This is a genomic window from Limnohabitans sp. Rim8 (assembly GCF_945901735.1).
In the GTDB taxonomy this organism is placed as follows: domain Bacteria; phylum Pseudomonadota; class Gammaproteobacteria; order Burkholderiales; family Burkholderiaceae_C; genus Limnohabitans_A.
Genome location: NZ_CAMDLM010000034.1, coordinates 1 through 18,168 on the forward strand (window position 1 = coordinate 1; position 18,168 = coordinate 18,168).

At 59.5% G+C, this 18,168-nt stretch carries 20 protein-coding genes and 1 pseudogene; 5 read left to right on the top strand and 16 right to left on the bottom strand.

Annotated features, from left to right (window positions below; translation table 11 throughout):
- Positions 1-270: pseudogene (locus tag Q0O99_RS14590) on the bottom strand (flagellin FliC); the annotation flags it as partial.
- A 154-nt stretch (positions 271-424) separates the two neighbouring features.
- Entirely contained in the window at positions 425-793 is a 369-nt protein-coding gene (locus Q0O99_RS14595; protein ID WP_293752704.1) for a flagellar protein FlaG, read from the bottom strand.
- A gap of 287 nt (positions 794-1,080) precedes the next feature.
- Here Q0O99_RS14595 and Q0O99_RS14600 point away from each other — a divergent pair, with 287 nt between their 5' ends.
- Positions 1,081-1,362: a type II toxin-antitoxin system ParD family antitoxin gene (locus Q0O99_RS14600; RefSeq protein WP_293752705.1), complete on the top strand. Its 282-nt coding sequence runs from the start codon at positions 1,081-1,083 to the stop codon at positions 1,360-1,362.
- Between the two features lie 2 nt (positions 1,363-1,364).
- A complete protein-coding gene (locus tag Q0O99_RS14605; RefSeq protein ID WP_293752706.1) occupies positions 1,365-1,700 on the top strand; it encodes a type II toxin-antitoxin system RelE/ParE family toxin in 336 nt (111 codons plus the stop codon).
- A gap of 65 nt (positions 1,701-1,765) precedes the next feature.
- Here Q0O99_RS14605 and Q0O99_RS14610 read toward each other — a convergent pair whose 3' ends face one another.
- Complete coding sequence (locus Q0O99_RS14610) at positions 1,766-2,092, bottom strand: toxin-antitoxin system HicB family antitoxin (protein ID WP_293752707.1); 327 nt, start codon at positions 2,090-2,092, stop codon at positions 1,766-1,768.
- Between the two features lie 166 nt (positions 2,093-2,258).
- On the opposite strand from Q0O99_RS14610, the gene Q0O99_RS14615 reads away from it, so the two are divergent.
- The 3 genes from Q0O99_RS14615 to Q0O99_RS14625 are packed head-to-tail and all read left to right on the top strand — an operon-like array spanning position 2,259 to position 3,971.
- Positions 2,259-2,759, top strand: coding sequence for a cyclic nucleotide-binding domain-containing protein (locus Q0O99_RS14615; protein ID WP_293752708.1), 501 nt, complete (start codon positions 2,259-2,261; stop codon positions 2,757-2,759).
- The gene (locus tag Q0O99_RS14620) at positions 2,756-3,106 is read left to right on the top strand and encodes a cyclic nucleotide-binding domain-containing protein (protein WP_293752709.1); all 351 of its coding nucleotides are present in this window, start codon (positions 2,756-2,758) and stop codon (positions 3,104-3,106) included. Before Q0O99_RS14615 ends, Q0O99_RS14620 begins: the two co-directional genes overlap by 4 nt.
- A gap of 28 nt (positions 3,107-3,134) precedes the next feature.
- Positions 3,135-3,971 carry a hypothetical protein gene (locus Q0O99_RS14625; RefSeq protein ID WP_293752710.1) on the top strand — a complete coding sequence of 279 codons (837 nt, stop codon included), beginning with the start codon at positions 3,135-3,137 and terminating at the stop codon, positions 3,969-3,971.
- Between the two features lie 27 nt (positions 3,972-3,998).
- On the opposite strand, the gene fliD is transcribed toward Q0O99_RS14625, so the two are convergent.
- From fliD to Q0O99_RS14690, 13 genes are all read right to left on the bottom strand, one after another.
- Complete coding sequence (fliD, locus tag Q0O99_RS14630; RefSeq protein WP_293752711.1) at positions 3,999-5,399, bottom strand: flagellar filament capping protein FliD; 1,401 nt, start codon at positions 5,397-5,399, stop codon at positions 3,999-4,001.
- Positions 5,400-5,475: 76 nt separating this feature from the next.
- Positions 5,476-6,390 carry a flagellar hook-associated protein FlgL gene (gene flgL / locus Q0O99_RS14635; RefSeq protein ID WP_293752712.1) on the bottom strand — a complete coding sequence of 305 codons (915 nt, stop codon included), beginning with the start codon at positions 6,388-6,390 and terminating at the stop codon, positions 5,476-5,478.
- Positions 6,391-6,401: 11 nt separating this feature from the next.
- A complete protein-coding gene (gene flgK / locus Q0O99_RS14640; RefSeq protein WP_293752713.1) occupies positions 6,402-8,915 on the bottom strand; it encodes a flagellar hook-associated protein FlgK in 2,514 nt (837 codons plus the stop codon).
- Positions 8,912-9,376: a rod-binding protein gene (locus Q0O99_RS14645; protein ID WP_293752714.1), complete on the bottom strand. Its 465-nt coding sequence runs from the start codon at positions 9,374-9,376 to the stop codon at positions 8,912-8,914. The genes flgK and Q0O99_RS14645 overlap by 4 nt, the downstream gene beginning before the upstream one ends.
- A gap of 40 nt (positions 9,377-9,416) precedes the next feature.
- Positions 9,417-10,541: a flagellar basal body P-ring protein FlgI gene (locus Q0O99_RS14650; protein WP_293752715.1), complete on the bottom strand. Its 1,125-nt coding sequence runs from the start codon at positions 10,539-10,541 to the stop codon at positions 9,417-9,419.
- Positions 10,542-10,567: 26 nt separating this feature from the next.
- Positions 10,568-11,290 carry a flagellar basal body L-ring protein FlgH gene (locus Q0O99_RS14655; protein ID WP_293752716.1) on the bottom strand — a complete coding sequence of 241 codons (723 nt, stop codon included), beginning with the start codon at positions 11,288-11,290 and terminating at the stop codon, positions 10,568-10,570.
- Between the two features lie 7 nt (positions 11,291-11,297).
- Complete coding sequence (flgG, locus tag Q0O99_RS14660; RefSeq protein WP_293752717.1) at positions 11,298-12,083, bottom strand: flagellar basal-body rod protein FlgG; 786 nt, start codon at positions 12,081-12,083, stop codon at positions 11,298-11,300.
- A 19-nt stretch (positions 12,084-12,102) separates the two neighbouring features.
- A complete protein-coding gene (locus Q0O99_RS14665) occupies positions 12,103-12,864 on the bottom strand; it encodes a flagellar basal body rod C-terminal domain-containing protein (RefSeq protein WP_293752718.1) in 762 nt (253 codons plus the stop codon).
- 41 nt (positions 12,865-12,905) lie between these two features.
- Positions 12,906-15,239, bottom strand: coding sequence for a flagellar hook-basal body complex protein (locus Q0O99_RS14670; protein WP_293752719.1), 2,334 nt, complete (start codon positions 15,237-15,239; stop codon positions 12,906-12,908).
- Positions 15,240-15,282: 43 nt separating this feature from the next.
- Complete coding sequence (locus tag Q0O99_RS14675; RefSeq protein WP_293752720.1) at positions 15,283-15,972, bottom strand: flagellar hook capping FlgD N-terminal domain-containing protein; 690 nt, start codon at positions 15,970-15,972, stop codon at positions 15,283-15,285.
- Positions 15,973-15,986: 14 nt separating this feature from the next.
- Positions 15,987-16,412 carry a flagellar basal body rod protein FlgC gene (flgC, locus tag Q0O99_RS14680; RefSeq protein WP_293752721.1) on the bottom strand — a complete coding sequence of 142 codons (426 nt, stop codon included), beginning with the start codon at positions 16,410-16,412 and terminating at the stop codon, positions 15,987-15,989.
- Between the two features lie 2 nt (positions 16,413-16,414).
- Positions 16,415-16,804: a flagellar basal body rod protein FlgB gene (gene flgB / locus Q0O99_RS14685; RefSeq protein ID WP_293752722.1), complete on the bottom strand. Its 390-nt coding sequence runs from the start codon at positions 16,802-16,804 to the stop codon at positions 16,415-16,417.
- A 206-nt stretch (positions 16,805-17,010) separates the two neighbouring features.
- Entirely contained in the window at positions 17,011-18,138 is a 1,128-nt protein-coding gene (locus Q0O99_RS14690) for a hypothetical protein (RefSeq protein WP_293752723.1), read from the bottom strand.
- Between the last annotated feature and the right edge of the window lie 30 nt (positions 18,139-18,168).

Genomic DNA, 18,168 nt, shown 5'->3' on the forward strand with positions numbered 1-18,168 from the left:
GCGCTGGAGCATGGTGGTGATTTCTTTGGTGGCGCCTTCAGCGGTTTGCATCATCGAGATGCCGTCGTTGGCATTGCGAACCGACTGGTCCAAGGCTTTGATTTGGGCGGTCATGCGGTTGGCGATGGCCAGGCCGGCGGCGTCGTCGGCAGCCGCGTTGATGCGCTTGCCGGTGGACAGTTGTTCCATGGTTTTGCTCAATGCGCGGTTGTTCACCGTCATGGCATTTTGGGCAACCATCGACTTGACGTTGGTGTTGATGACGGACATGGTCTTACTCCTGAGAGATTGATTTCAAATGGTTGGCAGGGACCAAATGGAGTAGGACCTGCCTGTTAATTACAGAAAATCGGGTTTGAATCTCTGTTACTTGATGAATCGGATGCTGTTGGAAAAGCTTGAGGACTTGTTTGATTTTTTGATATCAAGATTTTTCGTCTTGCATCAAACCCTTCATGTTTTCCAAGTTGTGGGCAACGCGCAGGGCCACTTCTGAAGGGATCTGACGAATCACTTCGCCCGCTTGGTTTTTCACAGTCACCACCAATTGATTGGCCACATCGTCCAGGCTGAAGTTCAGGTCACGGCCATTTTTGGCCATTTGCTTGTTCAGCTGCTCGCTGGCTTCTTGCAGGGTGCGGCGAACTTCCTGCGGGTCGGGCTTGTTCTCGACCACCGGTTTCTTCTCCACGGGAGGCTGTGGTCGGGCTTGTACTTCGGCCGCACGCGCAGCGGGGATTTCCGCTGGCGCGGCGGGTGCGTGTGGCGCGCTGGGTTGGATGTCGTTGCTCATGGCGTTGTCCTCTGTCTTAGCCCCATTAACAGTGCTGGCAGGTGGTCAAGCGCGGGAGCGGGTGACCAATTGGGGGGAGTCGTCATGGTGATTCGACCGCTGCGTTGGGAACTTGAGGGCGTTTTTGAAAAAACGGCAAAAATTTTCCGGTGGCCAGTTTGGGTTTTAAAGTGGCGACGGGCAAAGGGGTTTGTTCGGTAAGGTTGTGCTTGTTTTTGCGCCAGTTTGTTTGAGCTGGGCGAGTTCCATTGGCATAATATGCCAATGACTTTGTTCAGGAGATAGCCATGCCCACACGCAACCTTGTTCTGACAGACCACCAAGCCGCCATGCTGGAGCAGTTGGTGAGCAGCGGGCGATACCAAAACGCGAGTGAGGTACTGCGCGAGGGGCTTCGCCTGGTGCAGCAACGAGAGGCGGAGGATGCCTATCGACTGGAAGCACTTCGTGCGGCTGTTCAATTGGGTGCTGCAGACATGGCTGCTGGCCGATTCAAATCCTTTGAAACCCAGGCATCGCTGCGAAACCACCTCAAATCTCTTGCCCAAAGAGTCACTGCAGCGGCTTGAGCATGGCTTGGACCGTGCGGCTTGCCGCTCAGGCTGAGTTGGATTTTGTGGAGATCTTGGCTTGGACCGTTGAGAATTTCGGAGAGAGTCAGGTGGACATTTGCGCCGAGACACTGACTTTGGCCATCGAGGATTTGCATGACGGCCCGTTGCTTCAGGGCGCCCAAGCGCGCGGCGAGATCGAACCCGGTATCCGAACCTTGCATGTGGCCCGCCTAGGCAAAAATGGGCGTCACTTTGTGGTGTTCAGGCAGACTGAGGATCGTGGCATCGATGTCCTGCGATTGCTTCATGACGGCATGGACTTGGCCAGGCATATTGCTTGCCGCGCACCCTGAGTTGACTCAGGAGCTGGCAGCATAACGACAGTTGCTGGAAACGCAGACCCTGATGAGGCCCTGTATCACCCAGGCTGAACCGCATGCTGCAACACCTCGGTCGCCCATCGGTTCAGACATTTACCCGCAGCCTGTGCAGCAACGATGGCTCGATCGTGGATCTCGGGGGGGACGCGTAACAAAAGCTTGCCTGATGCGGGCTTCTCGGGTTGTACGCCTTGCTCCTTGCAATCTGCCAGATAGTCCTGGCCAGGCTGCAGTGACAGCACTTTGACGCTTTGACGAATGGCCGTCACTGCCCGTTTGGCTGCGTGCTGATTCTTGGGGGCCAGAAATCGTGAGAGGCGCTGCACATCGAGCAGGGCCTGGGGCGACCAGATCAGCTGCGGCATGCAGGTTGATCATACCAATTGGTGCGACCAAAATGTGGATAATATTAGCATTATCAGTGCAAAGCCCCTTGGCTTTAAAAATTCATAAAAAATTCAGTTCTTCACATATGACCAGGCGCTTCAGTCCCGATCGCATGATGTATGCGCCTTCTCCAATGGGGTGCCTATGACCACCAACCGCTATGCGGCGGCTTCTTTTGCAGTGAACATCGATCACTTGCATGCTTTGGGTGTGCGCGATCCCTATTCTGAGCAAAGTTTGCAGCTCTACCATTCCGGCAAACTCAACGCCAACGAGCGCCTTTACTTCTCTTTGTGGGGCTCCTCCGAGCTGAGTACGTCTTTGATTCGTGCCAAGACCCGGTTTGCCCGTCAAGGGGAGACTGTGAGTTCGGCTTATTTTGTGATCAAGGGCCAAGTTTTAGGGGTTCAGGGTGATCAAATCTACCGTTTGGGCCCGGGCAGCGTGATCGGTTTGGCTGAAGGTGTCGGCGGTTTGGCCTACAGCATGGATGCGATCGCCGTCGACGATGTGCAAGTGCGTGTTTTTCCGATTTACGCCATCTCGAAATTGGTGAAAAACATGCCGCCAGGTCTAAAAGGTATTTTGAAATCCACCGTCATGCGCACCTTGCAATTGACAACACCTCCGGCGGTGCTGTCATGACTTCTTTTGACGAAATCAAGCTCGAGGAAGGCGATGTGCTGTTCAATGCAGGCGAGCCGGCAGACAAGCTTTACTTCATTCAATCGGGTGCGATTCAGATGGCGGACAAAAACACAGGCGCTGTTTTTGCCACTTTGCGTGAAGGCGATTCTTTTGGTGAGCAGGCCATGCTTCAAGGGGGCATTCGTGGCGCGACGGCCAAAGCCGGTGAGCCGACGGTTTTGTTGGAAATCACAGCCGAGGGTTTGCGGGGGATGCTCAAGACCGCATCGCCCATTTTGACGGCCGTGTTTGAAGCGATGATGTTGCAGCAAAACATGCACAACGGCATCCGAACGAAAGCTTGATGTGCTTGCTCCAACTTCTTTGCCAGCCATGCCAACTTTGCTTGAGCTCAACACCAGCTTGCAGAACCTGCGGCGTCCTTGGCCCACGCGCTGGCCCGGTCTGCCTTTGGTGTTTGAGCGGTGTTGGCAAGAATTGGGCTTGGCCAAGCCCCGTTCGGGCTCTCGCACCCATGCCCTCTACCTGTTTGGCCAGGAGGTGGTTCAAAGGGTGGAGCAGGACGGGGCTGAACGCCACGCCCAAGGGGTTGAGCCCGCATACCACAACCGCTTGCACACTGCAGACACTTTGGTCTGCATGACGTACTTGATTCGGGCGTGCCGCGCGCTGGGCATTGCCAGTGCCCACGACGCACCCACCGGGGCGCTGGTGTTGGCCATCATGGCGGGCCATGATTTTTTGCACCCGGGTGGCTCCAACGCGACGCCCTCTGAATTTGAAGCCCGTGCCGTGGCCGATTTGCAACCCTTGATGCAATCAGCAGGCCTGCGCCCGCAGGACAGGGACATCTTGTCGCACTGCATCTTGGCCACCGATCCGGCGCGGGTCAAGGCCTTTCATGAGGACATTCGCACGCGCACTTTTGACCTCGGACAGCGCGATTGTTTGGCGGTGTTGGTGCAAGAGGCCGACATTTTGGCCAGCACGCTGCCCAAGACCCAAGAGGGCCTGACCCAAGCCTTGTCAGTTGAATGGGCGCCCACACAACCGACTGCCGCAGAGCGTTTGCTGCTGCCCCAGAACCGGTTGCTGTTTTTGGAGCATGCGGCGCTTTTTTCGAGCCCTGCTGCTTTGATGCTGGGTCTTGACAAGGTCAAGGGCCGGCAAATGTCAAACATCAAACACCGTTTGAGCCAAACCGTTTGATTGGCGCCGGCGACAGCGCCTTCGGCTTCAGTTGTCGTAGGCTTTCATCATGCCTTCAAAGGTGCCTTTGAGGCCTTCGCGCATGCTATTGCTCTTGCCCACGATGCTGTCCATGGCGCTGAACTGGTTCATGTAGCGGCTCAAGAGCTTTTCCATGCGCTCGTCGAGCAGGGTCAGCTCTTCTTTGTATTTGGCAATCTGGGTGGTGGCGCTTTTGCTTTGGGTGTCGATCATGCCCGTGGACAGCAGCATTTTTTCGATGCTGTTGATCGCGTCGCCTGCCAAGCCTGCTGGAAGGGTGCTGTAAATGCTTTGGTTGTTGGTGCCCGCGCTGAACATGGTGGACACCTCGGTGAAGTTGTCTTGCAACGCGGTGTCGAGCTTGCTTTCGTCGAGGGTGAGTTTGCCGAATCGGTCGATGCTCAAGCCCACATCGCGCGCTGCTTGGATGGTGGTCCCGGGGGTGGTCGATGTGCCAGTGACCAGGTTGCGCACCTGGCTGCGCACGCTTTGCAGCAGGCTCTCACCCGCCAGCACGCCACCAAATTCTTCCACTTCGCTGGCCCTGTCGCCCAAGATTTTCAGGGTGTCTTCAAATTCGTTGTAGGCCGTCACCAGGCCTTTGATGTTGTCCTTGATGCCGGCGGTGTCGCGGTTCAGGTCCAGGCGAGCCGCGCCTGTGGTGGCGGTGTACAGGTCAAGGGTGACGCCATCGATCACGTCGTTGACCGTGTTGGTGCTGCGGGTGACTGCGAGGCCGTTGATCTTGAAACTGGCATCGGTGGCGGTTTGCAGTGGGGTGGCAAAAGCGACAGCGTCGATGGCCTGACCTGTGCCGTCATCGCTGGTCAGGCTGAAGTTTTGCGTTGCACCCGTTTCTCCGGTGACCACCACGTTGTAGGCACTGCCGGTGTTGATGAGCTGGGCCGTCACGCCCAGCTTGGCGCCGTTGATCGCGCTGACCATGCCCGCCGGGGTGGCGGTGGTGACGTCGATCGCGCCTGTACTCACGCCGCCAATGGACAGGTTCAGTTGGAAGGCGGCGCCCCCATTGAGGGCCGTGGCGCGATCGGCAAAGTTGCTGCTGGCCGTGCGTTGGGCCAGGGCCGTTGTCAACACTTCAATGCTGTAGCTGCCCGCTTCTGCCGTCGTGCTGGCGGTCACGCCAAAGGTGCTGGGTTGGGTGTTGCTGGGCTTGATCGAGCTGAAATCGCTGGCGTCGTTGAGCTTGCCAAAAGCGGTTTTCAGCGTCGACAAGGCGTATTTCACGGCGCTGTAGCCCGTGATCTTGGCTTCGGACTTGGCAATCTTGCCGTCTATGCGCTCTTTTTTGGGCGTTTTCTCGGCATCCACCAGGCTTTGGGCCAGCGCTTTGACATCGATGCCGGAGCCGGCGCCGAGGGTGTTGACAATGCTGCTGGTGGCCATGGGTGGAGTTCGCTGTCGGAGGTGTGAATAAAGGAGATTCGACGCGGCGTTTCAAAACTTAAGCCGCAGCGCCAGATCAGCCCCGGATGTAATCAAAAAGTGACAAACTCGAGATTTTTCCAAAGCTGCCCATGGCCGCTTCCATGGCCATCATTTCCTTGTTCATGCGGGTCACGGCCTCGGCATAGTCCAGGTCCTCAATCTCCGACAAGGTGGATTTGATGCGCAAGGTGGTTTCTTCCAGCACATCGAGCTGGGACTGAACCACGGTCTGGTCTGAGCCGTTTTGTGCTTGCGACAGCGTCATGCTGTCGTGCATTTGGGTGATGTCGGCAATGCCCTGCTGGACCTTGGCCGTGAGGCTGCTGTTGACGCCTTCGATCATCTGGTCCAAGGCATTGAAAAAGCCCACCGCCTGACCGTCGTCGCGCACCACGCGGCGGAACACATCGGTGCCCGCGCGGGTGAACTGCACGGTGCGTTCCACACCGGCAGGAATACGGGTCTGCGTTTGGTCGCCCTCGTAGACGACCTGGCCATTGGCGTCCTCGGCAAAGGCGGGGGTGTTGACCCGTGTGCCCGAAAACAAATAGTTGCCGCTGTTGTCGCGTGTGTTGCCCAGGCTCAGCAGCTGGTTGCGCAGGGCCTTCATTTCCACGCCGATGGCTTTGCGGTCATCGGGTGCCAGGGTGTCGTTGGCAGCCTGGATGCCCAGCTCTTTCATGCGGATCAAGAGGTCATTGGAGGACGACAGCGCGGTTTCTTCGGCGGTGTAGCGGCGCATGGCCACGTCCAGCGTGCGCATGTGGCTTTCCTGGCGCTGCACTTCGCCTTTGAGTCGCTGGATGGCGGCGGCCTGGTCGGGTGCGGCGCTGGGGCTCAGGATCTGTTTGCCCACGGCCATTTGCGCTTGCGTGGTGGCCAGCTTGTTCTGGATGGTGCTCATGCGCTCGGTGGCGCGGTCAAACAGGAATGAGGTGGAGATTTTCATGAGGGCTCCGCTCAGCGCACTTGCAAGATGGCATCGAACAAAGCCATGGCGGTTTGCATGACCTTGGCATTGGCTTGGTAGGCCTGTTGAAAACGAACCAAGGCAGAAGCCTCTTCGTCCAAACTGACGCCACTGATGGTGTCGCGGGCTTCTTGAGCCTGCTTGTAAACCACTTCGAGCGCTTGCTCGGAAATGGCGGCTTGGCGTGCCACATTGCCCACTTGGTTGACGCGTTCGATATAGGCTTCGGTCACGGTCAAGCCACCGGGCATGATGCGTTGCTCTTCCAGGGCCACCAGACGCAACATGGTTTCGTTGTTGCCAATGCCGTCTCGGTTGCCGTCGATGGTGAATTCATCGCCTGCTTTGGGCGAGGTCGAAAACTCCAGCTTGAGGCCGCGGTAAGTCAGACTGGGCGTGGCGGACAGCGGATCAGGGATCAGCGAGCGCTCGGCCAGGACGGTTCCAGGCGTGGTCCTGGAATCGACAATGGTGTACTGGGTGCTGGTGATGAAGGAGACTTGGAGCGTTGAGGTCCGAAGTGATTGCTTCATGTCGCCGTCGATGTTGGCAAACTGAGCACGGACTTCGACGGTGCTGGACGTGGCGTTGGCAGGAATGGCTGTGTCGGTGACAAACACCAGCAGGTCATCGGTGGCGCTGCCCGTGATGTGCAAAGTGGAGTCGAAACCCAAGCGCTGCAGGTCTGCAGGCGTGCCGGCGCTGCCCGTTCCCAGGCGGATGTCGTCGGTGGTGTTGCTGCTGGGCCGGCTGAGGACCAATTTGCCGTCCACATCTGAGGCCGTGATCCGAACACTGGCAGGTTGGCTGGCGGTGGCGGTGTTGATCCAGTTGATAACCGAACCCAGAGTCAAGGGCCCTGACAGTGCAGGCAAATTTTGGCCGTTGAGCTGGTAGGTATTGGCCGCGATGGCGCCACTGGAGCCCACAAAAGTGTTGCCCACCAGCTGTGCAGCAACGGCCAAAGGGGCTTGGGCTTCGCCTGTTTTGCTGTTGAATTGCTGAACCTGGCTGACAACGGCTTGGGCCCCTAAGAAGATGTCCATGCCCAAATAAGTGGCCGGTGGCGTTTTGTTCAGGGCTTGGGCGCTGTAGGTGGCGCCTGCCTCCATGCCATTGCCAGCGTTGACCAACAAGGCTTGTTGGTTTTCGGTGAGCGTGCTGCCCAGCAAGTGTCGGCCATCGCGGGTCAAGACTTGCAGGGTTTGACCTGTTTTGGGGCTGAGCAAGTCCAGCGATAGATCTTGCGTGCCAATCGGCACCAAACCTAAGCTGGCAAAGCCTTGGTTGGCGTCGATGCTGATGGTGCTGGTGATGATTTGTGGCACTTGGGCCAACGCCAGATCACCACGCAGTTGAGTCGGCCCCTTGAATTCAGGGGTGATGTATTGGATGCGCGCTTGCGCTGTACCGCTGTTGAGTGGGTTGTCGATGACCCGAAATTGTCCGGCCGCCGCCACCCGGTTGGCGTCCTGGATCAGCAACTGCATCCCAGCCGCTTGGCCCGTTTTTTCGGTGGCAAATCCAAACAAGTCACCGCCGAGCAAGCCTTCTGCATCCACCCCGTCTCGGTGGACCAAGTTGACTTCCTCGACCAGAGCGCTGGACAAGTTGTCCAGCGCGTCAGCCGCTGGGCTGAGCACCTGGTCGCGAAAGCTGATGACCCCACCAATTTTGCCGCTGGAAAACCCGGGCATGGGTTCGGGAGAACCATAGGCGTCGAGCACGAACTCGAGCATACCTGGGTTGATTTTGGAGTTGTTAACGGTGATGGCGCGAGAAATGTTGCTCTTGACCAAGATGCCTTGGTCCAAGGTGTCACCCACACTGACCATGACGGCGCCATTGACCTCAAACTTGGTTTTGATGGCGACCAAACTGGACAACTCGCGCAGCAACAGGTCGCGTTGATCGAGCAGCTCGGAAGGTTGGCTGGCAGTGGTGCTGTGCTTGGTCAGTTGTTTGTTCATCAGGGCCAATTGGCCTGACAAGGCGTTGATTTGGCCCACATCGGTTTCGATCGCTTGTCGGGTTTCATTGCCCAGCAGTTCGAATTGACCGGCCAATTGCCGAAAGCGCGCCGCCAAACCGTCTGCATCGCGCACAAAGATGCTGCGCGAGACGACGGAAGCCGGGTCGCTGGCCAAATCCCTGGAGGACTCGAAAAACCGGTTCATGGCCGTGGTCAGGCCAATGCTTTCATCGCCCATCACATCGATCAGTCGGTTGACGTAAGACAGCAGTGGTTTTTGGCTTTGCAGGTCGCTGTTGCTGTTGCGCAAGTTGGATTCGACAAAGGCGTCGTACTGGCGCTGAACCGCATCAAAACGGGCCCCGGTGCCCAAGTAGCTGCCGCCCATTTGGCGCGGCTGGTTGGCCGTCAGCGACACATCCTGTCGGGTGTAGCCGTCGGTGTTGACGTTGGCAATGTTGTTCGACACCGTCGCCAGGGCCCGCTGGTAAGCGGTGACGCCCGAGCTGCCGATGCTGAGCAAGTCACTCATGGCTTATCTCCCAGCTTGAAGCCGCTGGTGCGCTCCAGGCGGTAGGCCTCGACAGCGGCGGGCTTGATGGCCATGGGCTCGCGGGCCGGATTCAGGGGCAGGGCGGGTGCGCTCAGGCTGATCGGCTGGCGCTGGCGCAGCGCGTCTTGCGTGCTCACGGCCTGGGCCTGGTTCATTTGGCGTTCCATCATGTCGGCCAGGCCCATGCCGCCGCGTTTGGCCATGCTCAGGGACACCTCCTTGTCCATCAGGTCCTGGTACATCTCCATGTTGCCGCCCTCGACCAGATCGCTTTTTTCGATCGAGTCACGCATGGTCTTCATCATCTGTTGGATGAAATAGGCCTCGAACTGTTCGGCGGTTTTGCGCACCGCCTTGCTGGGGTCGCGTGCGGCATCGCCCTTCAACTGCGTCAGGGCGTTGAAGTCCAGATAAGAACCGGAGGAGCTGATGTCGTTCATGGTGGGTGGATTGTTCAGTGCTCAGACGCTTTCAAGCCGCTCAGATGATGATCAGCTCGGCGCGCAGGCTGCCGGTGCTTTTGAGGGCTTCAAGAATGGCGATCAGGGCCGAGGGCGTGGCCCCGACCTGATTGACCGCGTCCACCACTTGGCGCAAGTCCACGCCGGGTTGGAACAGGAACATCGGGTTCTTGGGCTCGGTCACGGCGATTTCGGCGTTTTGCACCGGGGCCGTCTGGCCCGCGGCCAGGGGGTTGGGTTGCGAGACTTCGTTGGTCGCGGCAATGGCCACTGAGATGGTGCCGTGCGCCACGGCCGCGGCCGTCACGCGCACATTGCGGCTGATGACCACGGTGCCGGTGCGCGAGTTGATCACCACACGGGCGGGTGGCTCGCCGGGTACGACGTCGAGGTTTTCCACCAAGCTCATGAAGGCCACGCGTTGCGACATGTCGGCGGGGGCACGGATGGCCAGTGACATGCCGTCGATGGCGCGGGCGGTGCCTTCACCAAAACTTTTGTTGACGGCGTTCACGATGGCGGTGGTGGTGGTGAAGTCCGACTCGCGCACGTTCATGACCACATGGTCTGAGCTTTCAAAAGGGGTTTCGACCATGCGCTCGACCGTGGCACCGTTGGGCACGCGGGACGAGGTGGGCACACCAATGCTGACCTTGGAGCCGGCTGCGCTGGCGTCAATCCCGGTGGCGTTCAGGGCCCCCTGGGCGATGCCATACACCTCGCCGTCCACGCCGCGCAGGCTGGTCAGCAGCAAGTTGCCACCGCGCAGGTTGGTGGCCTTGCCAATGGCCGAGACGTTGATGTCGATTTTTTGACCTGGCTTGGCAAACGGGGGCAGCTCGGCGGTGACCATCACGGCAGCCACGTTCTTGATGTCGATTTTGCCGGCGCTGGTGCCTTGCTCGAAATCCGACAACGGGCCGTCCAGGCTCACGCCCATGCGGCTGAGCATGGACTTCATGCTTTGCGCAGTAAAGGACACATCGGCCCCGTCTCCCGTGCCTTGCAAACCCACCACCAGGCCGTAACCTATGAGTTGGTTGGTGCGGCTCGCGGCCACGCTGGCCAAGTCCTTGATGCGGTCAGCCCAGGCGCTGCCCGAGGTGGCCAGCAGCAAAATGAGGGAGAAGAGGACGGTTTTCATGGGAGGCCTTTGGGGGTGTTCGGGGTTCAAAAAGGCCAAACTTTGAGCAAGGCCTTGGTGCCCCAGCCCGTCTTCGCCACCGCTGCCATGTCGCCAGTTCCACGGTAGGCAATCTGGGCATTGGCCAAGCGGCGGGACTGCACCATGTTGTTGGGCGAGACGTCCTCGGGGCGGATGATGCCGCTGACTTGGATGACCTCGGCACCTTCGGTCAGGGCCAGTTGTTTTTCGCCGCGCACCATCAGGTTGCCGTTGGACAACACCTCGACCACAGTGACCGACACCGCGCCGGTCAGGCTGGCGTTTTGGTCTGCAGAGCCCTCGCCGGTGCTGGCAATGTTGGCGCTGTTGAGGTTCAGGCCTTCCAGGGCACCGTCGCCCTTGCTGCCAAAAATCTTGGATGGGATGCGCAGCGCTTTGTTGACCAAACCACTGGGGATGACATCGTTGGAGGCCTCGCGCTTGACCGTGCCGGTTTGTTTGCGTATGGCCCGCGTGGACTCGTCGAGCATCACGGTGATCAGGTCGCCGACGCGGTAGTTGCGGTTGCGGCCGAAAAAGTTGTCGCTCTGCCGACCGTTGTAGATGGCACCTGTGGCCATGCGGGGCTTGTCTATCGCCACCGGGATGACGGGGGCAAATTGGGGAGAGTGCACCAAAGGCTCGGGGGCTGTGGCGCAACCGCCGAGGCCCAAGGCCAGCAAGCCAAGGGCTGAAACGCGTGTGATGAAATCGATGCGGGCGGTCATGGCGGGCTCACATGTTGTTGTTCAGGAAGCGCAGCATGCCGTCTACGGCAGAGATGGCTTTGGAGTTGATTTCGTAGGCGCGTTGGGTTTCGATCATGTTGACCATTTCTTCCACCACGTTCACGTTAGACGCCTCCAGCGCCCCTTGCATCAACTGGCCTGCGCCAGCCTGGCCAGGTTGTGAGACCACGGGCGCACCACTGGCGGTCGTTTCCTTGAGCAAGTTCTGCCCAATGGCTTGCAGTCCTGCCGAGTTTGAAAAGCGGGCAATTTGAATCTGACCCAGCACCTGTGCGCCGCCACCGGCAGCGGCCTCTACTGATACCGTGCCATCCTGGCCGATCGAGATGCTGGCCACGTTGGGGGGGATGGTGATGGCCGGCTGCAAAGGCGCGCCGTTGGCGGTGACCAGCTGACCTGTGGCCGAGAGCTTGAAGCTGCCGTCGCGGGAATAAGCAATCGTGCCGTCAGACTGGGCGATCTGGAAAAAACCATCCCCTTGCACCGCCATGTCCAGCGCGTTCTTGGTGGTCACCAAACTGCCTTGGGTATGGGTTTTTTCAGTGGCCACGATGCGCACGCCGGTGCCCAGCATCAAGCCCGTGGGGGCTTGTGCGTCGGCGCCCACTTGGGCCCCAGGCTGGCGCAGGTTTTGGTAGAGCATGTCCTCGAAGCTGGCGCGGTCGCGCTTGAAGCCCGTCGTGTTGACGTTGGCCAGGTTGTTGGAGATGACCGACATGCGCGTTTGCTGCGCATCCAGGCCGGTCTTGGCAATCCACATTGAGGCATCCATGAGGTGCTCCTGTCAGGGGTTAAGCGGCTTTCATCATGGAAGCGCCGGACTCGTCGAGTCCCTTCATTTCCTTGATGATGCGAATCTGGGTTTCAAAACTGCGCGAGTGATCGATCAAGCGGGTCATGGCCTCAATGGCGCTGACGTTGCTGCCCTCCAGGGCCTGGGGAATCACTTGGGGCAGTTGATCATTTAAAGCAAGGTCCGTGCCATCAGGTTTTTCCGACACCTTGAACAAGCCGTCAGCGCGTCGGCCCAAACTGATGCCTGTGACATCGCGCAAACGCAAGCGGTCGATCAACACGTCGGGGGCGGGGCCGACCACGTTGGGGTCCCGTGCGTAGATGCTGCCGTCTGGGTTGATGGTGACCATCAGGCCCGGTGGGATGGTGATGGGGCCGCCATCGCCCAGCACCAGGTGGCCAGAGCCGTTTTCCAGCTGGCCCTGGATGTTCACTTTCAGATCACCCCGGCGCGTGAACGCCAGGTCGCCGTTGGGGGCCTGCACCGTCATCACCGTGGTGCCCGCCATGGCCACGTCCATCGGGCGGCCTGTGGCCATGACCGAACCGGGGTCCATGCGGATCACGTCGCGCGCAATGGTTTGGGCTTGGTAGCGGGTGTCGAAACCCGCGCCCGAGACCTTGATCGATTGCAAGGCCACGTCGTAGCTGCTTTTGAAGCCCAAGGTGGAGACGTTGGACAGGTCGTTGACCAGCACCTGGCGTGCCGTGGTCTGCTCTTTGATGGTGGCGTTCGAGGTGAAGACAAGGCGGTCCATGCTGGGGCTCTCTGGGGTTCAGTCGGGGGTGATTCAGGGCATCAAGAACGGATGTTGATGATCGCGCTGGTCATGGTGGAACTGGTCTCAATCGCCTTGGCGTTGGCCTGGAAGTTCCGTTGCGCGGTGATCAGGTCCACCAACTCTTGCGTCAGGTCCACGTTGGCACGTTCGGTGGCACCCGCACGGATCGAACCGAAGCCGGCCGAGCCCGCTTCACCGATCTTGGCCATTCCCGACGAGGCAGACGACAAGTAGCTGGCATCACCCACCTGACGCAGCCCAGAGGGGCTGGAGAAGTTGGCCAGCACGATCTTGCCCAAGGACACTTGCGAGCCGTTGGAGTAGGTGGCATTGACCAAACCGTCTGGGTTGATGTTCAGGCCCATGAGTTCGCCTTCGGGGGCGCCGTCTTGCGACTGCGACAACACCGCGAAGGCGCTGGAGTATTGGGTCGACTTGGTGAAGTCAATCGACATGGTCAGCGCACCTTTACCGCCTTGCAAGAAGGCTGTTTCAAAGGGCATGCCGGTCAAGGGGGAGACGGGCTTACCGGTCAGGTCAAAGCTCAGTTCGCCGCGGTCAAGGTAGATGGGCCACCATTCTGTTTTGTCAGAAACACCTTCACCATCTTCAGTTTGTTCCCCGTTCTTGACGAACTGCAAAGCCCCGTTTTCGGTGAACTGGCTGAGTTTTTTCCAGTCGGTGGTGGCGCCAAACTGCATCTCGGTGTTGGCCAGTCCCCAATCAGCCGCGCCAGACACTTGGATGGTCGAGTTGCTGCCGGTCGTGCCCGTGGTGAAGTTCAGTTGTTTGGTTTTGGGATCAAAAGCGACCGTCACCCCAGACACTTTGCGACCCGATTCCGGATCGACCATCGAGTTGATTTTGTCCTGCAGAGCCTTGGTGAAACCGTCGATGTTGCTGAAGGTCGTTGGGAACGGCAATTCAACTTTGGCGGCTATGCCGTCGACCGACACAAAAAAGTCCTTGTTGGATGACGTCACCTGGATGCTTTTGGCGGTGTTGATGGTGAGGACTTCACTGGTCAACATGGCTGGCTCGCTGGGTTTGCCGCGCAGCGCCTGTGTGCCAGAGGCGGTGACGATCAAATTCGGCGCGTCGGCAAGCCCCATCAGGGCCGCGGCTTTGGTGTCTGCGCCCGTGATGGCGATGTTGGATGTATCACCCGTGGTGCCTGAGGCGACGGAGAATCTGGCCGAGTCAGGGTCAAAAGACACGGTGATACCGTACCGGGCATTTTTGGCGTACTCGTTGATGTTGGCCGTGGCGGTGTTGTCAGGTGTGTCTGCCAACGCGCCCAACACGTTGTTGATTTCGACTTCGATGTTGCGCGCCAAAACCTCGGGGTCGCTGTCTGCGGCCTTGAGTGTGTAGGTGATGGGGCGCGCTATGCCAGAATCCACAGCAATGTTGAAAGAGAGCGTGCCCGTGGCGCCGGTCAAAGCCCCGTTGTTGTAAACATTGCTGGGAAGGATCCCGCCCAGGGCGGTGGCAGGTGACGACTGCCGTGTGTCGGTCAGTTGGTCGAGCGAATACATTTCTGTCGTCCCAGAGCTGGGAATGACGCGGGAATCGGATTTGGGCAAAACATCGCCGTACTTGTTCACAAACAATGCGCCACCCACCGTATCCGTCGCCTGTTGCAAAGCGGGTTTGACCTGAGTGTCGCCTACAAAAAAGTAGGTCTGCCACTTGGAGAAGGGGCTGTCCAGCGTGGCGTTTTGGGTCTTCGCGTAATACACCGTGGCCAGGTAGCCGTTACCGCCGCTGTCGTACACGGTCAAAGCGGTGCTTTTGTTGTAGGTGCTGGGGTTGCTGCGGTCAAAGTCGGAGGTGATCACGGCCGAGTCGGCAGGCAAATTCAAGCCGAGTTGAATTTTGGTGGTTTCAACGGCTTCCCCTGAGGTCTTTGGGGGGATGGAGAGGGCGTTGAGGTCGGTCAAATCGGCCTTGCCGGACGAGTCGACCGAGGCGGCCATCAGGCGTTGGCCTGTGGAGTTCACCACGTTGTTTTGGTCGTTCAGCGTGAAAGAGCCGTTGCGGGTGTAAATGTCTTGCAGGCCGTCCGCTGTTTTGAGCGGGAAGAAACCGTCGCCCGTGATGGCCAGATCGAGCGAGTTGCCCGAGGTCGAGATGTTGCCCTGGCTGAATTCCTGGCTCACTTGCTTGAGCGAGACGCCCTGGCCGATGTTGCTGGACGACTTTTGCAGGGGCGAGGTGGAGAAAATGTCGCCAAAGTCAGCGCGTGAGCGCTTGAAGCCCGAGGTGCCCACGTTGGCGATGTTGTTGGAGGTGACGGCCAATTGGGCCGTGGCCGAGTTCAGTCCGGTAAGCGAGGTGTAAAAGGACATGCTGAAGGGCTCCTGTTTGAAAGTGGGTGTTGGGGGCGACTGTTTAGATGCCGACGCGTTTGACGTCGGTCAGCAGCATGGTTTTGCCGCCGTCGACTTCGACGCTGACGCTGCCGTCAGTCGGGTTGCTGGAGATGGCACGCACGGTGGACAAGGTGCTGACCGGCACATCGGTGGTTTGGCCATTGACCACGGCTTTGGCGCTCAGGCGGTACAGGCCGCTGGGCACGGGGTTTTCTGCGGCGTCTTTGCCGTTCCACGAAATCGGGGTGGTGCCCGGCAATTGCGGGCCTGCGATCAGCTCTTGCACCAGACGGCCTTGGCTGTCGAACACGCTGACCTGAATGCCGCTGGCGCCCATGGGCAGGTCGATGCTGCCGTCGATGACGCCGCCCGAAGTCAGCTGGGTGGGCGTGTCGGTCACGGCCACTTTTTTGCCAATGAGCGAGGCGCTGCCGAGCATGCGCTCGCTCGACATGGAGGTGACGAATTTGTCCAGTGATCCCTGCATGTTGGTCAGCGCTTCGAGCTGCGAGAACTGCGCCAGCTGAGCCACAAAAGCCTCGTTTTTCACGGGCTCCAGTGGGTTTTGGTTTTGCAGCTGCGCGGTGAACAAGGTCAGGAATTCCTGCTTGCCCATGTCCTCTTTGGTTTTCTTGGATGCCTCTTTCACGTCTTCGTAACGCGAGACGTTTTGGAGCAGGCTGGACGATGTCACATTGGAGGTGGCCATGGGGTGCTTTCGGGTCAGGCCTTGGAGATGTCCAGCGTGCGCATCATCAGTTGACGCGCCGTGTTGATCACTTCGACGTTGTTTTGGTAAGAGCGTGCAGCGGCCATCATCTCGACCATCTCGGTGACTTCGCTCACGTTGGTCTGGTAGACGTAACCGTCCTTGTCGGCCAAGGGGTTGCGTGGGTCGGACACTCGGCGAGGGGGCGTGCTGTCATCGGCCATGCGGTCAATCTTCACCCCGCCCACGTAGGGGGAGCCGGCGTTGGTCATTTCCGAATCCATCAAAGCCTTGAACACCGGGCGTTTGCCGCGAAAAGCTTCTTGTTCGCTGGTGGCCACCGTGCCGGCGTTGGCCAGGTTGGAAGCGGTGGCGTTCATGCGGGTCAGCTGCGCGTTCAGCGCCGAGCCGGCAATGCCAAAAATGTTGTCCATGCTCATGATCAATCTCCTCTCAAAGCTTTGCGCACGCTGCTCACGCGGCTTTCCAGAAAGTTCAGCGTGGCCTGGTAGTCGGCAGCGGCTTTACCGTACTGGGCTTGTTCGACACTCATCTCGACCGTGTTGCCGTCAAAGGCGGTGTTGAACGGGGTGCGGTAACGCATGCCATCGGCATCGAGCCCCTGGCCCTGCGCAAAGTGGCCTTGGCTGGTGGCCTGCATGGCGTTGTCCTGAAAAAGGGTCTCTTTCATCACGGCCTTGAAGTCGATGTCCCGTGCTTTGAAGTTGGGCGTATCGGCGTTGGCGATGTTTTGCGCCAACACTTCCAAGCGTCGGCTTTTGACTTGCAAAGCTTGTTCATGCACGCCGAGTGTCTGGTTTAACAAATTCATCTGGACTCCTGGGGTCGTGGGTTCGATGGACAGGTGTCGTCAATTTTTTGACGAAGGGTGCTCAAGTTGAGCGGCTTGTGGTCGATAGCAGCAAAAGCCGTGCCAAGTGAATTTGTGTTCTTTGGGGTTAGACCGCTGGGGCCTTGCCGCTGCGAGCGGCAATTTGCCGCCAGCGGCAAAGCCCTGCGGCCAGGAGTTGCCGCTGTTCAGCGCAAGGCTGTGGGCAGCGTGTTGGCCACTTCGTCGTACAGGCGGGTCACACCGCCTTTGCCCAACGCGCCCAGCACAGGCGCAGCCGCATCGCGATGGGCTTGGGGCAGCAGGGCGTTGGTCAAGGTGTGCAGCCCGGCCAGGATGGAGTTGCGCGTGATGGGCGCTCGCGTGTCTTGCCCGACATGCAGGTAACGCGCTTGCGGCCCGGCAATGGGCAGCGGCGCGTCGGGCCGGGTTTCTTGCCGGGCAGCCGGGGTCAGCACCGTCAGGTACAAATCGTCCAGTTTGAGCGGGGGGCCTTTGACGCGCAGTCCGGCTTGCGAGAAATAACGGTCCACCAGGTCCAGCTGTTGCAGCAAACCCATGCCCAAAATCGACCGGGGGTTGTCCTTCAGGCCCACCGAGGCGGCGCCCCGGTTGGGGCCATCGCAAAACTGGATGATGCCGTGACAGTTGCCGTTGCTGGCCTGGGGGTTCATGCCGCCGCTCTCCATGAGGCTCAGGCGGGCAAAGTCATCGGGCTGGAAGTTGTAGCGATCGGCCAGTGCCAGGATTTTGTCTTTCACCGCCGGCGCTTGCGCGGCGGGCACAAAGCCCTTGGCCACGGCCCGCTCCAGTGTTTTGTCCAGCACCGGGTGTGGGCCTGTGGCCCCCTGGCTGCTGGTCCATGCGGCTGGGCGGCTGGCCAGAGCCTGGGCCGTCAGCGCTGAAGGGCTGGCCAGTTGCGCCACATACCTGGCGCTGCGTGGGTCCAAATCCAGAGGCCCAAACGTGCCGCTGCGGGCCAGGGCAGGCATCTGCAGGCCGGAGAAATCGATTTGTTGACCCTTCAAGATCCGGTTCGGGTTGTCAATCTGGTTGCGTGCAGCCACTTGATGCGCCAGGCGCATGGCCTGCTGCTCGGTGATGGGCTGTTGGTTTTGCCGGTAATGGGCCTTGACCAGACCAATCAAGGTGTCGCCGTTTCGCGCTTGGACCATGCCACCGCGGGGTGCTACATCGGCCAACACCTGCCCGAAGGCCCCCGCGCGGCTTGATGCAGGCAGCAGCGCACCACCGCCCGATGGGGCAGGGGGGCCGAGCGCGGGCAGGCTGGGCAAGGGGGACAACAGGTTGCTCATGTCGTGTGGGGTGATGGTTTCAGGCTGGTC

What these genes read in the sequence shown, in the direction of transcription:
- flgL (WP_293752712.1), bottom strand. Translation starts at nt 6,390, where the DNA reads ATGAAAATCTCCACCTCATTCCTGTTTGACCGCGCCACCGAGCGCATG.
- Q0O99_RS14595 (WP_293752704.1), bottom strand. Translation starts at nt 793, where the DNA reads ATGAGCAACGACATCCAACCCAGCGCGCCACACGCACCCGCCGCGCCA.
- Q0O99_RS14605 (WP_293752706.1), top strand. Translation starts at nt 1,365, where the DNA reads ATGGCTTGGACCGTGCGGCTTGCCGCTCAGGCTGAGTTGGATTTTGTG.
- Q0O99_RS14615 (WP_293752708.1), top strand. Translation starts at nt 2,259, where the DNA reads ATGACCACCAACCGCTATGCGGCGGCTTCTTTTGCAGTGAACATCGAT.
- Q0O99_RS14600 (WP_293752705.1), top strand. Translation starts at nt 1,081, where the DNA reads ATGCCCACACGCAACCTTGTTCTGACAGACCACCAAGCCGCCATGCTG.
- flgC (WP_293752721.1), bottom strand. Translation starts at nt 16,412, where the DNA reads ATGAGCATGGACAACATTTTTGGCATTGCCGGCTCGGCGCTGAACGCG.
- Q0O99_RS14610 (WP_293752707.1), bottom strand. Translation starts at nt 2,092, where the DNA reads ATGCCGCAGCTGATCTGGTCGCCCCAGGCCCTGCTCGATGTGCAGCGC.
- Q0O99_RS14625 (WP_293752710.1), top strand. Translation starts at nt 3,135, where the DNA reads ATGCCAACTTTGCTTGAGCTCAACACCAGCTTGCAGAACCTGCGGCGT.
- flgG (WP_293752717.1), bottom strand. Translation starts at nt 12,083, where the DNA reads ATGGATGCCTCAATGTGGATTGCCAAGACCGGCCTGGATGCGCAGCAA.
- Q0O99_RS14675 (WP_293752720.1), bottom strand. Translation starts at nt 15,972, where the DNA reads ATGGCCACCTCCAATGTGACATCGTCCAGCCTGCTCCAAAACGTCTCG.
- Q0O99_RS14670 (WP_293752719.1), bottom strand. Translation starts at nt 15,239, where the DNA reads ATGTCCTTTTACACCTCGCTTACCGGACTGAACTCGGCCACGGCCCAA.
- Q0O99_RS14655 (WP_293752716.1), bottom strand. Translation starts at nt 11,290, where the DNA reads ATGACCGCCCGCATCGATTTCATCACACGCGTTTCAGCCCTTGGCTTG.
- Q0O99_RS14650 (WP_293752715.1), bottom strand. Translation starts at nt 10,541, where the DNA reads ATGAAAACCGTCCTCTTCTCCCTCATTTTGCTGCTGGCCACCTCGGGC.
- Q0O99_RS14620 (WP_293752709.1), top strand. Translation starts at nt 2,756, where the DNA reads ATGACTTCTTTTGACGAAATCAAGCTCGAGGAAGGCGATGTGCTGTTC.
- Q0O99_RS14645 (WP_293752714.1), bottom strand. Translation starts at nt 9,376, where the DNA reads ATGAACGACATCAGCTCCTCCGGTTCTTATCTGGACTTCAACGCCCTG.
- flgB (WP_293752722.1), bottom strand. Translation starts at nt 16,804, where the DNA reads ATGAATTTGTTAAACCAGACACTCGGCGTGCATGAACAAGCTTTGCAA.
- flgK (WP_293752713.1), bottom strand. Translation starts at nt 8,915, where the DNA reads ATGAGTGACTTGCTCAGCATCGGCAGCTCGGGCGTCACCGCTTACCAG.
- Q0O99_RS14690 (WP_293752723.1), bottom strand. Translation starts at nt 18,138, where the DNA reads ATGAGCAACCTGTTGTCCCCCTTGCCCAGCCTGCCCGCGCTCGGCCCC.
- Q0O99_RS14665 (WP_293752718.1), bottom strand. Translation starts at nt 12,864, where the DNA reads ATGGACCGCCTTGTCTTCACCTCGAACGCCACCATCAAAGAGCAGACC.
- fliD (WP_293752711.1), bottom strand. Translation starts at nt 5,399, where the DNA reads ATGGCCACCAGCAGCATTGTCAACACCCTCGGCGCCGGCTCCGGCATC.